At 47.7% G+C, this 25646-nt stretch carries 22 protein-coding genes; 1 reads left to right on the top strand and 21 read right to left on the bottom strand.

The annotated features are described in order from the left end of the window. Nucleotides 1–52 precede the first annotated feature (52 nt). The 4 genes from helD to ACXAGL_RS12540 form a co-directional block, all read right to left on the bottom strand. A complete protein-coding gene (gene helD, locus ACXAGL_RS12555) occupies nt 53–2302 on the bottom strand; it encodes an RNA polymerase recycling motor HelD (protein WP_474971900.1) in 2250 nt (749 codons plus the stop codon). A gap of 177 nt (nt 2303–2479) precedes the next feature. Beyond that, a complete protein-coding gene (locus tag ACXAGL_RS12550) occupies nt 2480–2830 on the bottom strand; it encodes a hypothetical protein (protein ID WP_474967733.1) in 351 nt (116 codons plus the stop codon). 5 nt (nt 2831–2835) lie between these two features. Next, nucleotides 2836–3255, bottom strand: a complete 420-nt coding sequence (locus ACXAGL_RS12545) for an ATP-binding protein (protein WP_474967732.1) — start codon at nt 3253–3255, stop codon at nt 2836–2838. Nucleotides 3256–3409: 154 nt separating this feature from the next. Further along, nucleotides 3410–4480: an undecaprenyldiphospho-muramoylpentapeptide beta-N-acetylglucosaminyltransferase gene (locus ACXAGL_RS12540; RefSeq protein ID WP_474991308.1), complete on the bottom strand. Its 1071-nt coding sequence runs from the start codon at nt 4478–4480 to the stop codon at nt 3410–3412. Nucleotides 4481–4581: 101 nt separating this feature from the next. Here ACXAGL_RS12540 and ACXAGL_RS12535 point away from each other — a divergent pair, with 101 nt between their 5' ends. Continuing rightward, the gene (locus ACXAGL_RS12535) at nt 4582–5931 is read left to right on the top strand and encodes an MATE family efflux transporter (RefSeq protein WP_474967730.1); all 1350 of its coding nucleotides are present in this window, start codon (nt 4582–4584) and stop codon (nt 5929–5931) included. A gap of 262 nt (nt 5932–6193) precedes the next feature. On the opposite strand, the gene ACXAGL_RS12530 is transcribed toward ACXAGL_RS12535, so the two are convergent. The 17 genes from ACXAGL_RS12530 to yhbH all read right to left on the bottom strand — a co-directional run bounded on the left by ACXAGL_RS12530 (nt 6194) and on the right by yhbH (nt 25515). Continuing rightward, entirely contained in the window at nt 6194–7627 is a 1434-nt protein-coding gene (locus ACXAGL_RS12530; protein ID WP_474991307.1) for an aldehyde dehydrogenase family protein, read from the bottom strand. A gap of 111 nt (nt 7628–7738) precedes the next feature. Then, nucleotides 7739–8218: a site-2 protease family protein gene (locus ACXAGL_RS12525; protein ID WP_474967728.1), complete on the bottom strand. Its 480-nt coding sequence runs from the start codon at nt 8216–8218 to the stop codon at nt 7739–7741. A 244-nt stretch (nt 8219–8462) separates the two neighbouring features. Further along, nucleotides 8463–9650, bottom strand: coding sequence for a NupC/NupG family nucleoside CNT transporter (locus tag ACXAGL_RS12520; protein WP_474967727.1), 1188 nt, complete (start codon nt 9648–9650; stop codon nt 8463–8465). A gap of 217 nt (nt 9651–9867) precedes the next feature. Next, nucleotides 9868–10860 (bottom strand): FecCD family ABC transporter permease, encoded by a 993-nt coding sequence (locus tag ACXAGL_RS12515; RefSeq protein WP_474991306.1) that lies wholly within the window; start codon nt 10858–10860, stop codon nt 9868–9870. After that, nucleotides 10857–11861: a FecCD family ABC transporter permease gene (locus tag ACXAGL_RS12510; protein WP_474991305.1), complete on the bottom strand. Its 1005-nt coding sequence runs from the start codon at nt 11859–11861 to the stop codon at nt 10857–10859. The genes ACXAGL_RS12515 and ACXAGL_RS12510 overlap by 4 nt, the downstream gene beginning before the upstream one ends. A gap of 64 nt (nt 11862–11925) precedes the next feature. Then, entirely contained in the window at nt 11926–12882 is a 957-nt protein-coding gene (locus tag ACXAGL_RS12505; RefSeq protein WP_474991304.1) for an ABC transporter substrate-binding protein, read from the bottom strand. Between the two features lie 120 nt (nt 12883–13002). Then, a complete protein-coding gene (safA, locus tag ACXAGL_RS12500; RefSeq protein WP_474991303.1) occupies nt 13003–13623 on the bottom strand; it encodes a SafA/ExsA family spore coat assembly protein in 621 nt (206 codons plus the stop codon). Nucleotides 13624–13767: 144 nt separating this feature from the next. Further along, nucleotides 13768–14241: a hypothetical protein gene (locus ACXAGL_RS12495; RefSeq protein ID WP_474991302.1), complete on the bottom strand. Its 474-nt coding sequence runs from the start codon at nt 14239–14241 to the stop codon at nt 13768–13770. Between the two features lie 94 nt (nt 14242–14335). Then, nucleotides 14336–15448, bottom strand: a complete 1113-nt coding sequence (locus ACXAGL_RS12490) for a Ger(x)C family spore germination protein (RefSeq protein WP_474991301.1) — start codon at nt 15446–15448, stop codon at nt 14336–14338. 1 nt (nt 15449) lies between these two features. After that, nucleotides 15450–16610, bottom strand: coding sequence for a GerAB/ArcD/ProY family transporter (locus tag ACXAGL_RS12485; protein ID WP_474991300.1), 1161 nt, complete (start codon nt 16608–16610; stop codon nt 15450–15452). Beyond that, entirely contained in the window at nt 16537–18126 is a 1590-nt protein-coding gene (locus ACXAGL_RS12480; RefSeq protein ID WP_474991299.1) for a spore germination protein, read from the bottom strand. Before ACXAGL_RS12480 ends, ACXAGL_RS12485 begins: the two co-directional genes overlap by 74 nt. Nucleotides 18127–18225: 99 nt before the next feature. Then, nucleotides 18226–19518 (bottom strand): NCS2 family permease, encoded by a 1293-nt coding sequence (locus ACXAGL_RS12475; protein ID WP_474967719.1) that lies wholly within the window; start codon nt 19516–19518, stop codon nt 18226–18228. 129 nt (nt 19519–19647) lie between these two features. Beyond that, nucleotides 19648–21135: a PH domain-containing protein gene (locus ACXAGL_RS12470; RefSeq protein WP_474991298.1), complete on the bottom strand. Its 1488-nt coding sequence runs from the start codon at nt 21133–21135 to the stop codon at nt 19648–19650. After that, entirely contained in the window at nt 21125–21604 is a 480-nt protein-coding gene (locus ACXAGL_RS12465; protein ID WP_474967717.1) for a PH domain-containing protein, read from the bottom strand. The genes ACXAGL_RS12470 and ACXAGL_RS12465 overlap by 11 nt, the downstream gene beginning before the upstream one ends. Before the next feature lie 89 nt (nt 21605–21693). After that, complete coding sequence (proC, locus tag ACXAGL_RS12460) at nt 21694–22509, bottom strand: pyrroline-5-carboxylate reductase (RefSeq protein WP_474967716.1); 816 nt, start codon at nt 22507–22509, stop codon at nt 21694–21696. 213 nt (nt 22510–22722) lie between these two features. Continuing rightward, nucleotides 22723–24225 (bottom strand): potassium/proton antiporter, encoded by a 1503-nt coding sequence (locus tag ACXAGL_RS12455; protein ID WP_474991297.1) that lies wholly within the window; start codon nt 24223–24225, stop codon nt 22723–22725. A gap of 126 nt (nt 24226–24351) precedes the next feature. Further along, complete coding sequence (gene yhbH, locus ACXAGL_RS12450; RefSeq protein ID WP_474967714.1) at nt 24352–25515, bottom strand: sporulation protein YhbH; 1164 nt, start codon at nt 25513–25515, stop codon at nt 24352–24354. Nucleotides 25516–25646 lie beyond the last annotated feature (131 nt).

The raw sequence follows: 25646 nt of genomic DNA, 5'->3' as shown, positions 1-25646 counted from the left end.
CCTGCAGACACCATCAGCTTTATGACTGGATGTACCCTTTATTGCCGGAAATCTAAACTTCTATGAAACGGTCCGGTTGAATGAGGTGAAGCAGAAAATCCTCTTTTTCTTCTCCAATCATCAGCAGCCTGTGAAGGGGACGGGTCATGGCTACGTACAGCATTTTCAAATCAAGCTCCGACTCCTTGAAAGGATTGCGGTCGTTATATAAAAGGACCACATCGAATTCAAGACCTTTAGCCATGTAGGCAGGTAAAACCATTCGTTCAGACAAGTTTTCCTCCCCCTCTCTCAAAAGCTGAAAAGCCATGCCATAGACTTCCAGTTTTCTCTGGACCTCCTCAGCTTCCTTCATCGTTTTTGTAATGATGGCAAAGCTGGACATCCCTTCTTCCACGAGACCGAGGCAGTAGGCATGGACTTTTTCCTCCCATCCATTTCTGAGAGGAAGAAACTGCGGAAGAGACCCGTGACGGACGACAGGCTCAGCCCGCGGCAGGGAAACCGGAAGATGAGTAAGAAGGTCGTTGGCAAGATCCATAATTTCAATGGTTGTCCGATAGGTTTTCTGCAAGGTTAAATAAGAAGCAGAAGGAAAGATGTCCTCGACCAGGGACTCCCAATTGTCTAGTCCCCTGTATTGATAAATGCCCTGGGCCAGATCTCCGACAATGGTAAACAGGTCCGTTTGACAAGCCCTGCGCAGGGCATAGATTTCAAAATAGCTGTAATCCTGTGCCTCATCGATCACCACTTTTTTAGCGCGGTCATCCGGAGGGGTGCCTTTTAGAAATGTATAGAGATAAAGCAGAGCCGCGAGATCCTCCGAATAGATATATCCCTTTGCAAATGCCGAACGGGAACAACGGCGGACAGCTCTCCATTCTTCAGTATCCTCAGGGTGGACCCCCAGAAATACGTTCTCCTCAAACAGCCTTTCATATGTCCTCTCTATAGGAAAAGCCGGGTACTGCTTCATAAAGGAAGCGACAGCCGTCCGCGCGGCCTTTTTGATCTCCGCGAGACGCTCCTCTTTTCTTGTAATCAAGTAGCTGACACGGATTTTCCGTTTATCCGGATCCTTCATTCCGTACAAAGCCTTATCCAGTGCTTCATCGTATTTGGCAGCCACCTTCTCCAAAATCTGCTTTTTCTTACGCCGCAGTTCACTTTGGAGCACTCCTTTAATTTTTTTCACCCGTACCTCATAAGGAAAATAGCTGTATTCCTCAAAAAACAGACGGTTGATGGCTCGAGCTTTTTTTATCCGGAACTCCGACAGCATAAAATCCTGATTGATTTTGTACTGCTTTTTCAATGATTGGATGTAGGTGTCCATGATGATTTGGAATTCTTTCGATCCCTTCAACCGGGCGGCTGTGACCCCGTCCCACCCGATGGTACCTTCAACAGCCTGTGTGAGCACTTCATGCTGGGTAATGACCGGACGTTTGATCCCGGCCGTATGAACGGCATAATCCTGGAAAGTGGACTGCCTGGCGCGCTGCACCCCCAGTTCAGGAAGTACTTCTGTGATATACTGAATGAATAGACGGTTGGGAGCGAGAATCAGCATTTCGTCAGGTTTGAATATTTCTTTCATCGTATAAAGGAAGTAGGATATGCGGTGCAGAGCAATCGTCGTCTTTCCACTTCCCGCTGCCCCCTGGACGATGATCGGCTTTCGAAGATCCGCCCGGATAACACGGTTCTGCTCTTCCTGAATCGTCGAAACAATTTCGGATAAGCGCCCGCCGGCGTTTTGGGAAAGGGAGTCCTGCAGGAGATCGTCATTAGCCGTTACATCAATATCACGGTAGTCCATCAACTCTCCTTCTTCAATCTGGTACTGCCGCTTTAAAGAAACTTCTCCCTCATACCGCTCGCCCAATGCCTCATAGCTGACCTTTCCAAGCCGTCCTTCATAGTAGACGTTGGCCAGCGGACTCCGCCAGTCGAGGATAATAGGGAGCTGCGTTTCCCTGTCGAACAAGGAGACCTTCCCTATGTAAAACTGTTCTGTTTCGGGATTTTCTTTCCTATGAAAATCAATACGGGCAAAGTAAGGCTTCCGCCGCAGACTCTTCAAATTATCCAGCTGATCGCTGGACATCTTCATGAAATTGGCGTGGGAAAGCATTTCCTGATACCTCAGGCTGCTGTCCTGGAAGTCAAGGTTTTCCAGCGTATCCCCCTGCCGCTGCTTTAAAGAGGCACGACCGCTTTCCTGAACAGCAATCATCCGCTCCATATAAGCCTTCGTAAATTCCAGACGATCTTTTTCATACTGACATTCATTCAAACTGTATCTCCTCCCTTCCATCTGAATAGCTGCGAACAACAAATCTAAAAACAGAGAAAACCAACATATCACACCCTTTTTGGAAGCGCAACCAAATCTAATGTGAAGCTTCCAGCAGCATGAAAAAAGCTTGTAGAGAAAGTTCTCTACAAGCTCTGGATGCAGGCATCCTGTTGGTTATCTCTGCTTTTCGGGTGCGAGCTTAGGAAGCGGCCGCTCAAAAATCATATAAGACAGCAGCCGGAGGAAAAGGGGATACAAAGCAATGATTCCGATGATATCCCCGATGCCGCCCAGAAGATCGGTACCCAGGAGACCCACAGCCAGAATCAGCATGACAAGGATATTGACCGATCCCGTCAAACCATTCACCGGCTTCCAGACGCCCGCAACGGTCCGGGTGTCCTGTTCAAGTTTCTCAAAACATCGATAATGATAGGGACGCAGGCGGAACCAGCTGGATGCCGTCACCAGCTCATCCCGGTCCTTGATTTCTTTATAACAGTAGCGGCACATATTGGATTTCACGGTATCTACTCCTGAAGATAATTTTTCATCAGCAAACATTCGTTGCCTTTATCATTATACCTCAGACAGTCCATAACTCGAAGGATGAGCATAATGCCCCTGCCGTTTTCATCCAGATCCTCCACTTTCGGAAACCAATGCCTCACATCGCTCGACAATTGATAAGGCCGCCAGTCAAAACCTTCGCCCTGGTCGTAAACCCGGACGACGAGACGGTGCTTTAGAAAGTTCACCTTCAGCAGGATCGGGTAATCTCTGTTCTGCCCGTGTCCGTGCTCCCAGGCATTCCATACCGCCTCAGAAATACTGGCGTCGACGAGCAGTTGATCACTCCCGAAGTACTTGGCTAAATAGGGATGGTATTTTTTCCGGATCGTCTTTATTTCTCTTGGGTGTCTGATCTGCGCTTCAAGAGACGTCTTCATGATTCAACCTCTCCTCTGCTGAATGAGTAAAGAATGACTAATGCGGTGATTGGTCTACAATTACCTATTCCCTTTTATGTCGTCCTATAAAAGGTTTAAGTGGTTTTTTCATAAAAATGGAAGAAAAAACTTCTTTACTCGTTCATTTCAAGAATCACTTTTCAAACGTCTGAATGAGTCGTATAACCCTTTCTTTCGTCTGTTCACTCTTATAATCCTGCATATTTTCCAATATTTGTTGTTTATTCTGCATCAACATCTGAAGATCCGTCGTAAAACGGTCGCCGGTCATTTCTTCTTCCTCCAGCTTCATCGCATAGCCCTGCTTGACAAAGGAATCGGCATTCAGGATTTGATCACCCCGGCTGGCTTTTCGCGACAACGGAATAAGAAGCATCGGTTTTTTCAAGGCTAGAAATTCAAAGATGGCGTTGGACCCGGCCCTGGAAACGATAAAGTCCGTGGCCGCAAATAAATCTTTCAACTCGTCCTGGACATATTCAAACTGGGCATATCCCGGCCGTTTCAAGGAGTCCTCCTTGTTTCCACGTCCACAAATATGAATGATCTGTACGTTCTGCAGCAGCTGATCGAGGTTGGAGCGGACCGCATCATTGATGACCTTGGAGCCCATGCTTCCTCCCATGACCATCACGACAGGCTTCTGTTTATGAAAGCTGCACATGGAAAGACCTTTGGATCGACTGCCCTGGAAAAGCTCTTCCCTGACAACAGCTCCAATAAATTCACCTTTATCTTCCGGAAGGTGCGTCATCGTTTCCGGGAATGTAGCCAGAATCTTTTTCGCAAACGGGAAAGAAAGCTTGTTCGCAAGACCTGGCGTGTAGTCGGATTCATGGATGAGCGTGGGAACGCCCTTTAATCTTGCAGCCATCACGACCGGAACCGAAACAAACCCGCCTTTTGAAAAGACAACGCCTGGTTTTCTCTTACGGATGATAGACAGTGCCTGCATCAGACCCTTGGCTACTTTAAAGGGATCCTTGAAATTCTCCTTCGACATATATCTCCGGAGCTTTCCTGTGGAGATGCCGTGGTAGGTCACCCCTTCCAGCGGTTCAATCAACTGCTTTTCAATTCCTTCATAGGAACCGATATAATCAACGGTATATCCCTGCTTTTGAAATTCCGGGATAAGAGCGAGGTTCACAATGACGTGACCTGCCGTTCCTCCGCCTGTAAATAAAATGCGCTTATCGTTCATGATTGGATTAACGTCCTTTCTAAGATCTTTCTTCTATGGATAAATGTGCTATAATCCTCATATTCCTCTAAATTGCATTGTAACAGAAAAGGGAGATCACCATGTATGAAACTCACACAATAAAAGAGAAAATCAAACTATTTCTAATCATTTTGTTTCCTATTTTAATTACCCAGCTCGGCATGTACGCCATGAACTTCTTTGACACCGTCATGTCCGGCAGAGCAGGACCAGATCAGCTCGCTGGTGTTGCGATCGGCTCAAGCATCTGGGTACCCGTATTCACAGGTCTGAACGGGATATTGATGGCGATTTCCCCGATTGTCGCTCAATTAAAAGGCGCCGGGAGGGAAAAAGAGATACCTTTTTCCGTCAAACAAGGGGTCTATCTAGCTGTCCTGCTGGCCGTAGTCGTAGCGGGGACCGGGTGGTTCCTGCTGGATCCCATCTTGTCCCTCATGAATATCGAACCTGAAGTTGCCCGCGTGGCCCGTTATTATTTAGTCGCCCTTGGAACAGGTATCGTGCCATTATTCGTCTTTAATATCCTTCGTTCCTTTGTCGATGCTCTCGGACTGACGAGACTTTCCATGATGGTCATTCTACTGACCCTCCCACTCAATCTCTTATTCAACTATATGTTGATATTTGGGAAATGGGGCGCTCCTGCTCTTGGAGGTGTAGGGGCGGGGGCCGCTTCGTCTCTGACGTACTGGGTGTCTTTACTTATCCTCGTCCTGATCATCCACCGGGTAAGACCATTGAGGCGCTATGAGATTTTCAAGGCATGGAAACGGCCATCGCTGCGTGAATGGAAAGATCAGCTGAAAATCGGTGTTCCCATCGGGTTCGCGATTTTCTTTGAAACGAGCATTTTTGCTGCGGTGACCTTCTTCATGACGGTATATGACACCAATACGATCGCTGCGCACCAGGCAGCGATCAACTTCGCTTCGTTTCTGTACATGGTACCGCTCAGCATTGCCTTCACTTTGACGATCGTCGTCGGATTTGAATCAGGGGCGGGACGTTACAAGGAAGCCCGCACCTATTCCTACCTTGGCATCGGACTCGCTGTATGTATGAGCGTCATTGCCGGCCTCATCCTATACGTATTCGATGACAGTGTAGCAAGGTTATACAGCTCTGATGAAGCTGTCGTGGAATTAACAAAAACCTTTATTATTTATGCGGTATTTTTCCAGCTGTCTGATGGATTCGGCGCCCCGCTTCAAGGCATCCTCCGTGGATATAAGGATGTGAATATTACATTGGTGATGGCCTTCGTTTCCTACTGGGGAATCGGGCTTCCGAGTGGATGGCTGCTGGCCAATTATACAGCTTTCGGCCCCTACGGCTACTGGCTGAGTCTGACCATCGGTTTAACAGCCGGAGCAGCAGCCCTGTTTATCCGGATGGTCCTGCTGCAGAGAAAACAGCTTCGTAAATAAATAGAGCCTCCTGTAAACGAACAGGAGGCTCAAGATATTGAAGGAATACTATACTCGTGCGAACCGTCACATCCAGCTTTTCGGTGGATGCTTCCCGTGACTTCCCTGAATGATGGGCAGCGAAGAAGTTTTTTCTTTTTCACCAAGAATGATGTGAAAAATGGATTCTAATACAGCCATTCTAACTTAACGAAAAACGATTCCTTCAAATGATCCTTGTTTGACAAAAGTCGTGTAGAATCGCTTTTAATATTCAGGCGTCTTAGTATGATTTTAAGTTCATAACCACGAGACGTTCTTCTGTCATATCCTCCATCGCATACTTCGGACCTTCCTTGCCGGATCCGCTGTCCTTCACACCGCCATAAGGCATCAGATCCACGCGGTATTGAGAAGAATCATTAATCATGAATCCTCCAACCTCCACGTTTCTGGCCGCATAGAAAGCCGTGTCTACATTCTGGGTGAAGATTCCTCCCTGCAGACCATAGCTTGACGTGTTGACGTCTTCGATACAGGCTTTTATGTCAGAGAACGTTTGAATGGTGACTACTGGGGCGAAGATTTCTTCACAAACCACCTTCATATCGCCGGTCACGTTGGTAAGGATGGTCGGTTTCAGAAGAGCACCTTCGCGTTCCCCTCCATAAACCACTTCCGCTCCTGCTTCCTTCGCTTCCTGGATCCACTGACCGGCACGCTCGGCTTCATCCTCACTGATCATCGGACCTACGTCCGTTTCCGGATCATTCGGATCGCCGACCTTCAGAGATTCAATCGCCTGGATGAACTTGTCCTGAAAAGCGTCTTTCACATCATCGTGAACATAAATCCGCTGCACCGAGATGCACACCTGTCCGGCGAAGGCAAAGCTTTTAGCGGCAATATTTTCCGCTGCTGCCTCTACGTCCGCTTCTTTATCAACGATTACAGGCGAATTGTTACCAAGTTCGAGCACCAGTTTGTTCAATCCTGTGTTCTGCTTCAGCTTCAAGCCTACTTCTGCGCTTCCTGTAAACGTATAGAGGTTGATGCGGGAGTCCTGCATCATCTGATTACCGACCGTTGATCCCGAACCTACAACGACGTTGAGCAGCCCTTTCGGAAGTCCCGCCTGTTCAAACAAACCAGCCAGTTTCAGAGCGGAAATCGGCGTTTTACTCGCCGGTTTTAATACCACTGCATTCCCTGCGGCAATAGCAGGGGCAATTTTGTGAGCGACGAGGTTGATCGGAAAATTGAATGGACTGATGGCACCAACGACGCCGACTGGAACTTTAATCGTAAAGGCCATGCGGTTTTCCGATCCAGGTGCTGCTTCAACCGGGACCCCTTCCCCATGTATGCGTTTCGCTTCTTCAGCGGAAAGTTCAAACGTCTGGGTCGTACGATCGATTTCTGAGCGCGCCTGCTTCAACGGCTTTCCAGCTTCGTGGGTAATCGTCGCGGCTAAGTCTTCCTTATTTTCCTGCAGAAGTTCACTGACCCGCTTCAGCACTTGATAACGTTCGTAAGGGGAAAGCTGGTTATTCCGGTACGCAACGGATGCAGCCTCAACAGCTTGATCGACCTCTTTTTCAGAAGCTTTAGCCACATGTGCATAGGTTTCCTGTGTATATTTATTAAGGACTTCCTGTGTTTCACCGGTTTTGATCCATTCCCCATTTATGAACAGTTGATAGGTTTCCACGGTCATCTCTCCCTTATCTTAAATGTCTATACCTGTTTATTTCCTCAATAAAATATCCGTAAACGTCTCCTTGAAGAAACTGGAGGTTCTATGATGGGGCAGACATGACAGGTTCCGTTAATCAATCGGGTCTTTCGCCTTTCCATAACGGAGGACATCGTAAACGGCCATGCCATCACTCGGTTTACCATTATCATTGCGGTAAGGGAATAAAGAGAAAAATATGAAGTAGATGGAGAAATAAGCATACTGGTAAAAAAACAACGTGGAAGGCAGGACATCAATGGTGATGAAGTAATTGATGAGCAGAATAACCATCAAATTGAAACCACTGCCGGCCAGGTAGATGACGACATGCGCCCACGTTTTGTTGTAGGTCAGAGAGTCATACTGGCACCAGCCTTCCATGAAGTATTTCTTTTTCACTTCCAGAGGTCCAATGTGAAAGAGCGTCTCTCCTGTGCCGAGACAGAATTTTATCTTTCCCCCAAATAATCGTGCTGTCCATACGTGCCCGGCTTCATGAATAAGGGTAACCAGCGGCAGAATCAGAAAAAAGTTTACGAAAAACATCGGAAGATCACTGAGCGTAAACATGGATGCGTCCTTCCTTTCTATAGGGTTGAGTCATGTCCAATTAAAAAGACACAGCTCAACATAACACACAAACAAAAAATATCCTAATATAATTCAAATGCACTTTGTACGTTCTTTTACCTTAATAACAATATTCCCCTATAACACCCGATCCCATGATCGATTGATTCGTGAAACGACCGCCGGCGGTTTGGATGATAAAAAAAAGCCTGAATGGAAGCATCCATTCAGACTTTTTATACGATTACAAGAAAAGACCGGCAATTGTTGCAGAAAGCATAGATCCAAGCGTCGCCCCGATCAAAAGCTTCAAACCGAAGCCTGATACGCGGCCGCCTTTTTCCGGATCGATTCCCTGGACGGTACCAGCAATGATTCCGATGGAGGAGAAGTTGGCGAAACTTGTAAGGAAGACCGTCACGATACCAGCGGTTTTCGCAGATACACCATCAAGCATAGATTGGAATTCAAGCATGGCTACGAATTCGTTGGTCACGATTTTCGTTCCCATAATCGCTCCGGCATCCAGAACCTCTGCTGCAGGAATACCCATCAACAGGCCGATTGGGGCAATGATATATCCAAGCAGCTGCTGCAATGTAAATCCGCTGAACAATGCCCCGAACATTGCGTTAACCAATTCAAGGGAGGCAATGAAGGCAATCAGCATAGCGGCAACGATCAAGGCGATTTTACCGCCGTCAAGGGCACCGTTACCCATAGCTTCGAAGAAACTCTTTGCATTGGAAACATCCTGGATGTCTACTTTATCTTCTTCCTTGGACACTCGGACAGGTGCAATCAAGGAAGCGACAATCAACGCACTAAACATGTTTAACGGCAGTGCAACAAGGATATATTCATCTGGAAGCATATTCAGATAAGCTCCTACGATTGAAGCCGACACAGAACCCATCGCAGATGCACTCACGATATAAAGACGGTTGTCATTCAGATTGTGGAACTGTGATTTAATCGCAATCAACGCTTCAGACTGACCGAAGAAAATACTGTTGACCGCGTTAAATGATTCGACTTTCGGAAGACCGGTAATTTTGGAAAGTCCCCAGCCGAGATACTTAATAATAAACGGAAGTATCTTCAAATACGTAAGAACAGACAAAATAGTAGCGAAGAAAATAATAAGAAGCAGTACGTTAAAGAAGAACACGCCGCCTTCTCCAACCTCTACACCACCAAGCACAAAGTTCACACCTTCTGTACCAAAGGCGATAAGCTTGTTAAAGCCCCAGGAAATACCGGTGATGATCGCCTCACCGATTTTGGTATTGAACATGAACCACGTAATCAGCAGCTGAACAGCGAGCATGATTCCAATGCCCTTAAAATTGATGTTTTTGCGGTCATTGGACATTAGAAAAGCGATTCCAATAATGACGGCAACTGCAAGAATTCCTAATAGAATATCCATGAAAAGTCCTCCCCCTCTATTTTTGACAAAAAAGCTGAAATGAAAATGCTTACATCTAGTAATTCCACTATGGATTTTATCAGGTTGTCAGACGTCATGCAAGGTTTATTTGTATGAAATATAATACATTTCTGCTATTAATGTCGTTCTGTTGTGTAATATGTCGCATATTCTTAAAATTTATCCCTTCTATCAAGAAAAGTAAATAAACCATTTTTTAGGATTTTTGTATTTTTCTTAACAAAAATAGAAAATAAGGGGCTCCTATAACAGCTGTAAATATCCCGGCCGGGACCTCTGTAGGAGGAAACAATCCCCTCCCCAGACTGTCTGCCGTCACAAGAAGAAGCGCTCCCGTTAAGGCGGAGGCCGGAAGCAGATACACATGCCTGTTCCCAACCATCTGCCTGGCAATATGAGGAGCAATCAAACCGACAAAACCAAGGGTTCCGACTACAGCCACAGACGCCCCTGCCAGAACAACAGCCAGAGCAAGAAGAGACAGTCTCGCTTTTTGGACCGGTTCCCCCAATCCTTCAGCTACATCATCGCCTAAGTTCAGGACATCCAGCTTCCTGGATAACAGCCATGCAGCAGGCCCGCCGATCAGAATAAACGGAACCAGCATCAGGACGTCCGTCCAATCCTTCCCCCACACGCTGCCCGTAAGCCAGACGAGCGCTGCGTTCGTTTCCAACGGGAATTTGATGGTAAGAAATTGAATGCCTGCCTGACACACCGCCCCGAGAGCAATCCCGATTAAAGCAAGGGTTGCCGGCTGGACACCCCGCCTGAAAGCAAATACATACAGACCAAGCATGACGAGGGCGGCTCCTGAAAATGCCGCGGCCGGAAGCGCCAGTACCGGCAGGCCCGGGTACAACAGAATTACAGCGGCAGCAGCCAGGCCGGCGCCTTTCGTAATTCCGATTACATCAGGCGAGGCAAGCGGATTTCTGATAACACCTTGAAGAATGGCCCCGGATAACCCGAGCCCTGTTCCGGCTAACAAGCCGACCACAATACGTGGGAGACGGAAATTTTCAATAATATAAGCCTGCCCTGCCGCATCTTCTCCAATGATATATTCAAAGATACCAGCCGGGCCGATAAATACGGCTCCTGCCCCTATGGATAGATACGTCACTCCTATCAATAGGAATAACAGCATCCCGAGCCATCTTTTTGGTGTTCGAATCAACGGCTTCATCCGTTACGACCTCCTCTGCCGGCCAGATATAAAAAGAACGGAGCACCTATGAGTGCGGTAACGATCCCCACCGGTGCCTCCCCTGGATAGGAAATAAATCGGGAGAGCACGTCTGCAGACGTCAGCAGTACGGCTCCATAAAGCGCAGATACAGGCAGCAGGATCCGGTAATCAGGACCAAGAAGTTTCCGGATTATATTCGGAATGATCAATCCAATAAATCCGATCGGTCCGGCTACAGCTACGGATATACCTGCAAGGACAACGACCAGGAGAGCCGCTCCTCCCCGGATCCACCCGATTTTCTGCCCAAGCCCTTGAGCGACATCATCACCAAGACCGAGTGTCGTCAGCGGTTTGCCAAGTAGACCTGCCCCCGCTAAGCCGGCAGCGGCCCAGGGAAGAAGCAGGTTCACATCTGTCCACGTCCGTCCGTCAATCCCTCCGGCAAGCCAGAATAATACATCTTCTGTCGATGTTTCATGAAACAAAACAATGCCCTCAATCATGGATGAAAGCAGAAGGTGGATGGTAATGCCGGATAAAGCGAGCTTTACAGGAGTCATTCCTCCTCCTGTTGAAGCCATATAATACACAGCAGCGCCGCCGGCTGCCGCCCCTAAAAATGCGCCGTAAACAAGCGTCCCAGCTCCTAATCCCGGAAAAAGGACGACGCCAATCACGACCATCAGGGACGCCCCGGCGTTTACTCCGAAGACCTGCGGAGACGCCAGCGGATTATTAGTAATCGCCTGCATGATGGCTCCTGCAGCAGCGAGACACATCCCGATCACAATGCCCGTCACGGCACGCGGCAGACGGATGGTGTCTATGATGGAAGAGGCTTTACTGCCATCAGGGGAAAACAGGAGGCTCAATACCTCTGAAAATGAGATCGCATAAGCTCCAATACTTAAACTGGCCGTAAAACTGGCAAGCAGCAAAAGGATTCCTACTACGATGACCGTTCCTGTTTTAAAACGGTGTAAGGTTTGATTCACACAACATCCTCCTCTCTCCTGCATCCTTACATAAAAAAAGCGGAGGCATCCCTCCGCTTTTTACTTACTGACCCTCATAAAGATACTGAACGGCATCTTCTAAAATTTTCTCTGAAGAAATCAATCCACGGAAACGTGACCACATGTTGCGATCCACTTCATGGACTTCTCCATTTTTCACAGCGGATATATCCTGGTACAAGTCGCTGCCTTCCCATTCCGTAACAACCGTTTGATCTCCTGAGGACATATGGAACATGACGTCAGGGTCAAACTCTACAAGCTGTTCCAGGTTGATTTTGTTGTAGCGGTCATCGCCGCTTTGGATTGCATTCTTCAAACCGATCGACTCAAGGAGTGAACCGGTGTAGGACTCCATATTGTGAGCAAAGTAGCCGCTGTCCGCAACTACCGCCGGCAGAACAGTCCGGTCTTCGTCCTCAGGCACCTGGCTGCGCAGTTCCTCCATCTTTTCTTTATGGTCTGCCAGCACTTCCTCTCCTTTATCTTCCATACCCATAGCGGTCGATACTGTCTGGAAGCTGTCGATGATGCCATCGTAATCGGCGGCCAGTGAAGGAAGAATGATCGTTGGAGCAATCTCAGACAATTGATCGTAAATATCCTTATGCCGCTGCATGTCCGCAATGATCAAGTCCGGCTGAAGTGAACTGATCACTTCAAGAGAAGGCTGTTTCCGTGTACCTACAGACGTATAGTCATCGATTTTCCCGCGGATCGGTTCTATGATCCGCGCCTCATCATTATCGTCGGCAATTCCGACAGGTGATACACCGAGAGACGCCAGATTATCAACAAAAGAAAACTCCAGCGCAACGATCTTTTCAGGCTGACCGCTGATTTCCGTCTCTCCCATTTCATGTTCAATCACCCGTGTTTCCTGCCCACTGGAGTCTTCCCCATTTGAGCTTTCCTGCTGCTCTCCTTCATCCTCACTGCCACACGCGGCAAGCAGAAGTACAAGGAAGAGGAGCGCTATGTAACTCCAATATTTTTTCATAAGTATCCCCCTATAATTGATAACCATTATCACAAACTTATTCTATCATAATAAGAATTCACCGCCGTGTAAAGGACCGGGAAAAGAGAAGGCGCACCGGCACCTCCTCCAATGCCTGTCCTATTTAGTAATGAACACCTGCGTCCAGTAATAGCCGTAACTTCCACCCTCTGCATAACCCACGCCAATCTGAGTCAATCCGGGATCCAGAATATTCTTCCTATGGCCGGCGCTGTCCATCCAGCCATCGACGACTTCCTCTGGTGTGCGCTGGCCGGCAGCAATATTTTCTGCTGCTTTTTGGTAGGGAACATTAAAATCACTCAACATTTGGAACGGCGACCCATAGGTTGGAGATTGGTGAGAAAAATAATCCTTCCGGGCCATATCACGAGACTTATACCTCGCGACCCTGGAGACCTGCCAATTCGCCTTCAAAGCTGGAAGGCCATTGGCTGCCCGTTCTTCATTTGTTAAATCAATGACCTGGCTTTCCACAGACTTGATGTTCGGCTTTAACGGGATCGTCACCCTGTCACCGGGATAAATTAAGTCCGGATTATTGAACTGGGGGTTGGCATTGATAATTTCCGAAAGACCGATTTTGTACTTCCGCGAGATTTTCCAAAGGGTATCTCCACGTTTAACCGTATACGTATCCGTCTGGGCATAAATGATTTCAGTACTCATTGAGAACAGCAGTACGATCAGCAGAACAGCTGTACCGATCCATTTTTTCATACGATCATTCCCTCCTGTTTTATAGTTGTAGTCTGGGGTAAGAAAGGGAATTTATGTATAAAAAGGAAAGCAAAAAAACACCTGCCGTTGGTCAGGCGGCAGGTGCACATGTATTATACCATAGGGGAGGTATAAACCAATTTATTAATGAAACGAGTGAGCCACTTCAACCAGGTGCTGACGTGTCACACTCTGTTCATTCGTTTCATCACGAACGGCAGCCATGCGGTACACAAGCAGATAAGAGATACCGTTCTTTGTCCATGAAAGCTTCTGGGCAAACCGGTTGTTCACATACGCGGCTTTCCCCTTGCCTGGAATCTCCAGCATCACCGGATCCATCATTGGAAACGAAGGATTGCCGGGGAAAACTTGGAGCGTTAACACGTCATTCTGCGCGGAAAGAAAAGTGATTTCATTTTCTTCCGTTATCATGCTGGCAGACTGGAAAGGAATAAAGCGTGGAAGCTCAGGCTGAAATTTCAAAGACTGAGCGAATCCGGATGCCTCTTCCCTGTCATACGCATAATATCCACTTGGCAGGTCCGCCGGCATGCAGGAGCTGAGAACGATTCCGGCGCACATGAGTAAAACGAATGTTCCTTTTGGGACTGGCAAACGGACTTCCTCCAAAAATAGTTCTACTCTACAGACGACACTCACCTCAAAAAGGTTTCATGAAAAAGAAAAATCTCTAAAAATTCTTCTGATTCTAATTCATTATGCCATGCTCAATGATTTTGATATCAAAGTGAGGGACGATTTCGATCTTAGGAAATTCCTCACTCCACTCCACCTTCTTCCAATAATCAGGATGATAGGCTTTCACTCGTCGTCCAATGCCGAATACGTCACTGTTGGCCTCTTGAAGCGTAGTGAGAATCTTCTCGGACTCTTTTGTGAGCACGTCGGTGAGCTCCTTCTCCAACATTTTGATTTTCCCTTTCACATAAAGGTGATCAGAAGGGTATTCCACCACTTTCAACTGCAGATTCAAATAAATATCAGCCGTGACTGCGTCGTCGACGGTCAGTTTCATGTCCCTTTTCATTTTATTCACTTCAACGGTCGCATAACTGGTAATCTCATCATTTTCCCCGGAAACCTTCTCGGTTAAGCGGGCAATTTTCCCCCTTTTCCCCTGAAGCAGCATATAGAGCGTAGACTGCTCCGCTGAAATTTTTTCTCCTGTGTACGTTCTTTCATGGAACAAACCCATACCACTGAAGTTGATCGCTCCATTTTGTTCATCCAGCTGAATGAGCGGTACTGAAAAATCAATGCCTGGTTCAATCAGCTCCGCACATAACAGCTGTAGGTTTTCCCCCGTCGTATGCGTAGAAGAGGCCGCTGTTTCCAGCATCCCGCCGAGGTATTCACTGATTCTCGTCTCACCTGTAGCCTTCAGCCGGGTAATCTCTTCTGCTGTCCCTTTCTCCACAACAGCCATGTAAGCATTCAAGTTACTTTTCGGATCCCTGTACATATCATCCAGGACTGGAAATATCCCTTTCTTAGCCAGCTCCTCTCCAAAAACGACCACCCTTACTTTGGAAGGGTCGAAATTATCGGAGATCATCATATCAATTTTGTCTCTGGCTTCCCTCGGCGTATGGGCTTCTGTAGAAAGAACATTGATGAATTCCTGGCCCGGACCTTCCGAACTGCGTGTAACAGTAGGGATGGAAACCGTCTGCTTGATGGCTTGCTCCTCCCCCACATCAAATCCCATGGACAGAACAAGGCTGATGTTTTTGAACTGACGCTCATCCCAGCAGCCTGTCAATAGAAATAAAGCAGAAAGAATCAGTAGAGCCTTTCTCATATCATCCTCCCTCCTCGACTTGTTTTTTTCTGAAGTAGGACAGTGGCAGCATAATCAAAGGGAGGGACAGGGAAAAAACATAGCCTAGACGAAGAACGATTTGATCGAGCTGATTGGTCTTGTCTATGTCATATCCGACATAGAGCGTTAAAGCAAGCACGACTACACTGACAAGGATGGATGCTGTCGTTTTCGTACAGATTGGACAAAGGTGACTCACTCCAAGACTGGCCATATACAGGTACGTGCCGAAAGTCGTAGCCACGTTCACGATCCATATCGAAATGAAAAATAAGTCCAGCCTCGCTATAATCGGTAGTTCAAAGGCCTTCAGCATATACAAAATAGGCTCTGGTACCAGAGTGATCTCCTCTGTGCTGAAGTACGTAAAACTGACAAATACGATAATAAAGTAAAAAAGAAACACAAAACCGTGCGCATACAGCATGACCCTCAGTTTCTGTTTATGAGTACCCATGACTTTGGAATAGATGAACAGCGACACGATGTATCCTAAAAAAGAAAAAAGCGCTTCGTTCACACCTGCCAGCACTCGTCCCCAGCCATTCTCAAGCACCGGGAAAAGGTATACGATATTCATCTCTTTCGCCGAGTAGATAATCACTCCGAATAGAATAAGAATGAGAATAGAAAGCATCGTGTAAACCCTTCCCATCACAAGAAGTCCGCCTGAAATCAAATAGCAGCAGACCACAATCATAAGAAAAGCTATGATCCACAGCGGCGTACTGGGAAGCACCCAAAGACTGATCATCCTTCCATACAGGATGATAATCAAGGTTCCTACGCTGACAAAATAGAGGACATAGCCGAGAGTTAACACCCTTCCTCCCCATTTGAAGAAGATGGTTTCGCTTATCTGGAATAAAGAGTCCTCTGGAAAATTTTTCACGGTCCCCCATATGGCCAGCAGGACCAAAGGAAGGATCGACGCTCCAATGAGCAGAGAGATCCACCCATCCTGTCTGGCGGCACTGTGCAGTTCAAATGGCACACTTAGCACACCTACACCAATCTGGGTTTGGATAATGATAAAGAAAAACTGGCGCCTGGAAATTTTCTGATCATCATTCGGATTCTTTTTGTGAAGAGGCTTCTGCCCCGTCCGGCTGCTGATTTGGTTTTGATCCTTGCTGGTCACTGAGCTTCCACTTCCTTACTGGATTCAATGCGTCAGGCTTAACCGCATGCGAGTCTTTCGGCCTTGTTTTCATCATAAACATCGGAAGACGGACAAACGTATCCTTTAGATCCCTAAAGCTGAGCGGTGCTACGGGAGCCATGTACGGCACACCAAAAGACTGCAGCTTTGTCAGATGGATGAGAATGATCAGCATTCCAAACGCAATACCGACAAACCCCATCGTCCCGGCAAGGATGATCAAGGGGAACGTCAAGAGACGAAGCGCCGTACTCAACTCATTGGAAGGAACCACAAATGAAGCAATCGCCGTTAAAGCAACAACAATAACCATCAAATTGGAAACGAGACCGGCTCTGACCACCGCATCCCCAATAACGAGACCGCCTACAATACCAATCGTCTGCCCAATCGGCGCCGGCAGCCGCACACCGGCCTCCCGGATCAATTCGATGATTACGACCATGACCAGTGCTTCGATAATCGGAGGATAGGCAATTTCATTGATGGAAGCCTTGATAGGAATGACCAATTCATCCGGGATGACCTCAAAATGAAAACCGACAATGGCGATATAAAACGCCGGAAGACCGACGGCAATCACAAAACTGAACAGACGGACAAGACGGATGAATGTGCCTGTGAACCAACGCATGTTGTAATCATCAGAAGCCTGATAAAACATAAAAAACGTGGATGGCGCGATAAGCGTGGTCGGCGTGCCCTCAGCCATGATCGCCACACGACCTTCCATTAAGTTGGCGACCACTCTGTCCGGCCTTTCCGTATGCAGCATCTGCGGAAACGGTGTATTCGTTTGATCCTCAATATATTCTTCGATCAGCCCGGGACTGTGCACCATATCCGTTTCAATAGAGCTGATCCTTCTTTCCACCTCCTGAACCAAGGAAGGGTCTGCAATGCCATCCATATAAATGATAGCGACATTTGTATTGGTGTATGTGCCAATCTTGATATATTTCACGGTTAAATTCCGATTTTCAATCCTTTTTCGAATCAGGTTGATGTTCACCATGATATTTTCGATGAATCCGTCGTGCGCCCCACGAATGACCCGCTCGTTCTGTGGCTCTTCCGGTGTCCGATTAAAGCAGGACGTCACATCAAAAAGATGAACCTTATTGGAGCCATCCTCTATATAAGCCGCCTGTCCACCCAACAGATTCGTGATCACTTCTTCAAGATTTCGAGTAATCCGCGCACCTCTCAACTTGGAAATTTCGTCAATGGGGCCTTTTTCAACAGGGGCGAAGATTTTTTCAAACACCTTTTCCTGGTCAGACAGCGATTCAAAATACAGTAAAGCCGCATTCCCTTCATTGAGAACACGGATTTTCAAATCATTGGACTTATTAAAATTACTTAAGAGGTAATCTACATTTTCCGATAATTTCGTGGAACTCGGCTGTTTCCGACCAAGATTATGATCGTGTGCCAAATCCCTGTCCTGGAGTCTTCTATGATCTCCAAAAAACAACCGCTTAAAAAATCCCATGAGCATCACCTGTCCTTAATCTGCCAAACGGAAAGGAAAATATACCCGAAAGAACATAAAAAAACCTGCGTGCCCTTTTAAGGGCACGCAGGTTCAGGATCAATGGCCGGGGAAGAAGGCCATCTGCAGAATGAAGATGATCGCAAACATGTAAAGCATCCAGTGGACTTGCTTTCCTTTACCGACGACCAGTTTCAAAATCGGATACGTAATGAATCCGAAAGCAATCCCTGTTGCAATACTTGAGGTAAGCGGCATGGTGAGGATGATGATGAAAGCCGGGAAAGCATCATCAAAGGACCCCCAGTTGACTTTTGCCAGCCCCTCCATCATAAAGCAGCCGACGATGATCAACACAGGAGCGGTAATCGCAGGAAGGCCGGAAACCGCCCCTACGACAGGTGCAAAGAACATCGAGAGAAGGAACAGGCCGGCGACAACCATGGTCGTCAATCCTGTTCGTCCTCCTGCCGCTACACCAGAAGAAGATTCAATGTATGCGGATGAAGGACTCGTTCCAAACACAGCGCCGACCGTCGTAGCAGAGGCATCTGCCATTAAAGCCGCGCGGGCTCTAGGAAGACTTCCGTCCTTGCGGATGAATCCGGCCTGCTCGGCCACACCGATCATCGTCCCCGTCGTATCAAAAATAGTCACGAGTAAAAATGCAAAAATCACAGTATAAAGGCCGTTGCTGAACACCGCTCCAATATCCATATCCCAGAAAACCGGAGCTGGAGGTGTATCAACAAAACCATTCAGTTCAAGCTGACCGGTGAAAAATCCAACAAGGCCGGTAATAAACATGCCGATAAATAATCCGCCGGTGACGTTCCTTGCAATCAGGCCGAGCGTAACCATAAGACCAAAGACGGTCAGCAGTACCCCTGGAGATGTCATGTCTCCAAGAGTGACAAGCGTTGTATCACTCTCAACAATAATGCCGGACATGCGCAGTCCAAGAAACGCAATGAACAGACCGATTCCGGATGTTATGCCATATTTCAAGGATGGCGGAATGGCCATAATCAACGTTTTACGAAGACTGGTTAAACTTAAGATAACGAAAAGAATACCAGCAACAAAGACGGATCCGAAGATGACCGAATAGCTGACATCCTGTTGGACCACTTCTGTAACAAAATAGGCGTTCAATCCCATCCCGGGGGCGATGGCAATCGGGTAGTTGGCTGCAAAGGACATAATCAGCGTCCCTGTGACAGCAGCGATGATCGTCGCCATAAACACCTGGCCGAATGGAACACCTGCTCCGGATAGAATCGCAGGGTTTACAACGACAATGTAGACCATCGTCAGAAAGGTCGTAATGCCGGCAAGTATTTCAGTTTTTATAGTGGTTTGGTTCTCATCCAAACGAAATAATTTATTCATCAATGTTAACACCAATCTTTCACTTAAGAATAGGACGTCTCTTATAGTAATAGTAAAACGAACAAAAATCAACTGAAATTTATTAATGTTCGTTTTTTTATTGTAAACAGAAAAAAACCAGCGGAAAAATTACTTTTCCACTGGTTTTTGATTGGCCACAGCGTCTATATACCAGTCCAGGACCGAATCGGTTTCTTTTTCCTCCAGGTAGTAGCAGCGCGCCACCGCTCCACCTCCACCAGAGGTGAGTGTCACCTGAATCGTAGAAAGACCGGCACGCTTCTGCAGCAGTGTCTGCTTCTTGGATGCGGCCTGGATACGGAATCGCTTCATCAAGTAGGTCTGCTTGATAATATTCCTTGACCGCAGGCTCAACTGGGTACCATGGATGGCCCACCCCGCATCTTTATAGGCAAGCAGGCCGAAACCCGCAAGCCCCAGGACAGCTGGAACAGCCAGCAACCCGTAAGGATAAAAGTATATGCTGACCGGAACGGCGGCCGCCACCCCGAGCCATGACTGCCGGATCATGTAACGGTATTTCGATCTGGCTGGTGGCTGCTTGAAATCACCAACAACCTGATAATCTTCGAGAATCATCTGGAGAACTCCTTCGATTTCCTTTTTCCGGATCATCGGAAGCAGTTTCAACTGATGCTCATCGTTCTGCATGACGGAACCACCGGCACTGATGATCGTGACCGATGCATACCCCAAGGGCTGGCGGATCAGGTTCTCATCAATCCGCACCCCTTGAATCCGGTTAAGCGGGATAGTCATCTGCTTTTTCTCCAGCCATCCCCGGGTAATGATCAGATCCTCTTCCTCCAGGTAGACAGAGAAATAGGCATAGCGCATGATCGTAAGGAGGATCGATATCCCATAAGCGATCAAAAGAACAAAGAGGGCAGTAACAGCCACCATCAGTACACCGACCTGAATCCAGTCCAGCAGTTCTTCATAAATGGCCCCGACAGGAAGAATGTCCATGAACTGGGAAAAGAACACGGCCACACCGGAAATGACCACCCCCGCCCCTCCGGAAGTGACGGCCATAAGGACAAGATCCTTCATGGTCATGCCGAACACTTTCTGTCTTGGCGGTTCCACCGGTTGTTCCCCGGTATCTTCCTCAACGCTTTCTTCTTCCTGAGCCGCCCGCTTCTGCTGAAAAATGAGCGTTTCCAGCTCTTTGGCTTCTTCGCGGGTAATGGCTGTCAATTCAGCCTCCGCTCCTTGCGTACCGGTCGCCCCCGCCGTTTCCACAGAAATTTTCACTAATTTCAACGGGCGGTGGAAAATTCCTTCCGAAAAATCAAGGCTTTGAATCCTCTCCACAGGAATGTAGCGTTTCTTCCTGAAAATCAACCCATATTCAATACGCAGTTCTCCATCTTCCATCCAATAAGAAAACCGCAGCCAGCGGATGACTCCTGAACCAAGCACGATTACCAGCAGACCTCCCCAAATGGCGAGCGGCACCCAGTTCCATTCTCCACTGAACGGGCTGCCGTTAATAAAAATAACGACAATCAATGGAAAAGCCGCATCTTTCAGGGTTTTAACGAAATTGATCAATGCAGAAATAGGGTGGAGCTTCCGCGGTTCAAACATCATCCTCAGCCACCCTTGCCAGAGAGGAAATCGACTGGCGCAGACGCTCCGCCTCGTCTTCATCGAGCGCTGGTATTTTATGTATCGTCGCCGCTGTCGATATGCTGATAGTGGAAAGTCGGAATTTCCGTAGCAGCGGTCCCTGCTCCGTATCTACGTGCTGAACCCGGACCATCGGTACCAGTGTGCGGGTAATGATGAAAATGCCGTGCTGCAGATCGATGTTCTGCTCACTGACTTCATAGCGCCAGCGTTTCCATCTCAGCCCTGGCACCAGCCAGATGAACAGAACGGCATCCAGAACGACCAGCCCTCCTCCTCCAGCCGCCAGCCACCACGGCCATTCCCAGAGGAACACCGTAACGGTTAAAGCCGTTGTTATGAGTAATAGAATGAAGCTGTGTATGACGCCGTATATGCGCCATAGCGTTAAAGCCCGCTTAGAAATACGTTGAGCCGGCTGATTATTCATACGTCCACCTCCTGTACTATCTGTACGGATATGCGAGCCCATTCGTTTCAAACAAACAGAAAGCCCGGCATCCGGGGCCCGGCTTTCTGTTATTTTCTCCCTTGGGATAAGGCTTTTGACTTTTCTGTCGTAGCCGTCATCCCTTGAATAATGGCCTTCCTGAACCCAGCTTCCTCCAGCTTGGTTACACCGGAAATCGTCGTGCCTCCGGGCGTGCAGACGGCATCCTTCAATTCTGCCGGATGTCTGCCTGTTTCCTTGACCATCTTCGCAGCCCCCTCGACCGTCTGGGCAACCATTTTATAAGCCTTGTCCCTCGGAAAGCCCTGCTGGACAGCGGCATCCGCCATCGCTTCAATCAGCATGTATACAAAAGCCGGGGAAGAACCACTGACCGCCGGCACAGCATCCATGAGTTTCTCTTCAATGACTTCCGCTTCCCCAAAGCTTTCATACAGCTCGAGCACTTCGGCCAGATCTTCCTGTGTCACAAAAGCATTGGGACAGAGCGCACTCATACCTGCACCAACCAGCGATGGGGTGTTCGGCATGGATCGGATGACTTTGACATTTTTGTCAAAGGCCTCTTCCATCGATTGAAGCGTAATACCGGCTGCAACCGTAATGACCACCGTATCCTCGGAAACCTCTTCACGGATTTCCTCAATCACACCTCTGTACACATATGGCTTCACGGCCAGAAACAGCAGGTCGCTTTCTCCTGCCAGTTTCTTATTATCATTGGAAATATGTATGCCGTACTCATCGGCCACAAAATCGATCGTTTCATCAGACAAAGCGGTCGCAGCGATATCCCCCGGTTCCACGACCCCTGCATCAATCATGCCCTGAATCATGGCCTGGCCCATCTGACCGCAGCCGATAAAACCTATACGTTTCTTCACCGTACATCCCTCCTTGGTGATTCTTATTGTATAGGAACTTTGTCGAACACACAATTGCTTCCCGCTTTCACTAATATTTTCTAGTAAAATGATCACGTTTTTATTAGAAAAGGTTTACAAATCAGCATTTGTTACCTATAATAAAGACTGTATTCTTCATATCATAAAGAAACGCCCAAAATATCATAGCTGCTACGAGAAAAGCCGAGCTGTTTAAGCTCGGCTTTTCTCGTGGTGTCCGTGATCCTTAACGGCTTCAAGAACTTTCTTGACTTCTTTCTTATTTTTTCTGGAAACCAGAATGTATAACGTATCCCCTGCTTTTATTTCCGTCTGTCCGTATGGTGTAATCACATCACCCTTACGGATAATGGCATTAATCAATGCCCTGTCCGGCAGTTCCATTTCCTCAAGCTTCTGCCCGACGACGACATTCCTCGGAGTTACCTCAAACTCAATCATCTCCACATTCGCTTTTCCAATTGAAATCAGTTCCAATGAATGAATCGGGTTGCCAAGCTTGTCGGAAACCAGTTTGAACCGGTCTGCCATCCAAGTAATCGAGGACCCCTGGATGAGCGCTGAAGTCAGGACCGTGAAGAAAACGACGTTGAAGATCACCTGGCTGTTTTCGATGTCGGCAAGCATCGGGAAAATTGCGAGGACGATCGGAACCGCTCCCCGGACACCCGCCCACGATAGAAATACTTTTTCCCTCCATGAAAACGAAAACCCGGATAGACTCAAAAAAGCCGCTGCCGGCCTGGCAATAAAAATAAGCACCCCGGCAATCAATAATCCGCTCGACATGACAGACCACGTAAACACCTCTGACGGAGTGACGAACAACCCAAGGATGATGAACATCAGAATCTGTGCCATCCAGCCGAAACCTTCATGGAATCGAAGGATTGAATAACGGTAGGCAAGTTCCGCATTTCCGATGATCACCGCAGTGACATAGACGGCAAGAAGTCCACTGGCTTGCAGAAGCGAACTCGCCCCGTAGGAAAGAAACGCAAAACCGAGCGCAAAAAGGGGATAAAGCCCGCTGGAATCGAGGTTGATTCGGTTTAAGGCGAAACTTGCCCCCCAGCCGATCACAGCACCAACCACGACCCCTGCCCCCATCTGCCAGAAGAAGGAACCAACCAATCCGAACATGTTGACTTCATCAACCGTCAGCAGTTGAATGAAGCTGATCGTCAAAAACACGGCCATTGGATCATTCGTCCCTGATTCGGCTTCCAGGGTGGCCTCCAGCTTTCCGTCTACATTTTTCCCTTTCAGTACAGCAAAGACGGCTGCAGCATCTGTAGAACCGACGATCGCTCCGACGAGCATCGCCTCCACCCAGCCGATATGAAGGAAATATTTCGCTGCAACTGCAACGATACCTGTCGTCAGTACGACTCCGATGGTCGCAAGCGTCAACGAAGGGGCGAGGACTGGACGAATATCTTTCCACTTGGTCAGCATTCCACCTTCAAACAGAATGATAATCAAAGCAATGACACCGACAAGCTGGGCGATTTCCGGATTGTCAAAGTCAATGAACCCCAGACCCTCGTTGCCGACCATCATTCCGACAAGAATAAACAACACGAGAGACGGAACCCCGAGCCGGGAAGAGAATTTCGTAACGATGATGCTGACAATGAGCAGAAGCGCCATCAGCATAATGAATTGATTAGACTGCAGAATTTCCTGAATCATAGAATGAACTCCTTGTATGTAGGATGACCCTTCTCATTATATCAAGGAGTTTCCTTTCCTGTGTACATGTAAACCTTTCGCACAAAAAAGGGGCCGAGAACTCTCTCGACACCCTTTTTATGTCAGCTACGTGAACATTTCCTCGACCTGCTCGCTGAAGAAATGCTTCATCGAATGAAAAACGTCGGCTTTTCTGCGTAGGATGTAATAACGGAACTTATCATGTTCGATGGATTTATAAGCCTGCATCAAGCTGGAGGACCGGTTATACTGATTCACTTCCCCGTACCCGAACATCTGTGAAACTTCAATCAGCTGTTCAATTAAACCGAGACATCGTTTATTATCAGAGGTCAGGTTGTCACCATCAGAAAAGTGGAACGGATAGATGTTGTAGCGTTCCGGTGAATATTTCGTCTCAATGAGCTCCAGCGCTTTCCTGTAAGCAGATGAGCAGATGGTTCCCCCGCTTTCCCCTTTCGAAAAGAAATCCTCCTCGCTGACGACTTTGGCCTGCGTATGGTGGGCGACAAATTCAATATCCACCGTTTCATAGTTTCGGTTCAGGAAGCGGGTCATCCAGAAAAAGAAGCTTCTGGCCATGTATTTTTCCCACTGCCCCATCGACCCACTGGTATCCATCATGGCAATGACGACCGCTTTGGACTCCGGCTTGGTCTTCTCATTCCACGTCTTGTAGCGGATGTCCTCCGGGTAAATCGGTGCGAAAGAGGGTTCCCCGCGAAGCGCATTCCGCTTGTAGGCTTCAAGCATTGTCCTCTTCTTATCGATATTGCCGGTCAATCCGGTTTTACGAATATCGCTGAATTCAATATCGGTATGAAGGATATTGTCTTTTTCTTTCTCATCGAGATTAGGAAGGGTCAGCTCTTTGAATAAAGCCTCTTCCAATTCAGCCAGCGATACCTCTGCCTCATAATAATCGTCTCCCGCCTGGTCACCGGCGCCGTCTCCATCGCCGGGCTTCCCTTTAGCGGGCTGCGGGGCCTGGGCCACCACATCGCCAATTTCGCTGTCTCCCTCTCCTTGTCCCGCATGCTTATTCTTCTCATAATTGTAGCGGATTTTATATTCATCTAATGAACGTATAGGAATCTTCACGACACGCTTTCCATTGGACATGACAATGTTTTCTTCGGTTATCAAATCAGGCAGCTGCTTGCTCATGGCATCTTTGACTTTTTCCTGGTGTCGACGCTGATCGTCGTAGCCTTTCCGATGGAGGGACCAGTCGTCTTCGGCGATTACAAAACTCGTCTCTTCATCCATGTTATTCCCTCCTAATCGAGTATTACTCTATCGTATGCAGGTCCACGTGAATGGATGAAACATATTGGGATATGTATCGATTATTTGTTATTTCCGCCTATCTTTTCTCTTATTTCTGATCCCTTCTACTA

Source organism: Halobacillus sp. ABA4_118 (assembly GCF_056160205.1).
Note: the sequence above shows the minus strand (reverse complement) of the source record. Positions and strands in the feature narration are given on the sequence as shown.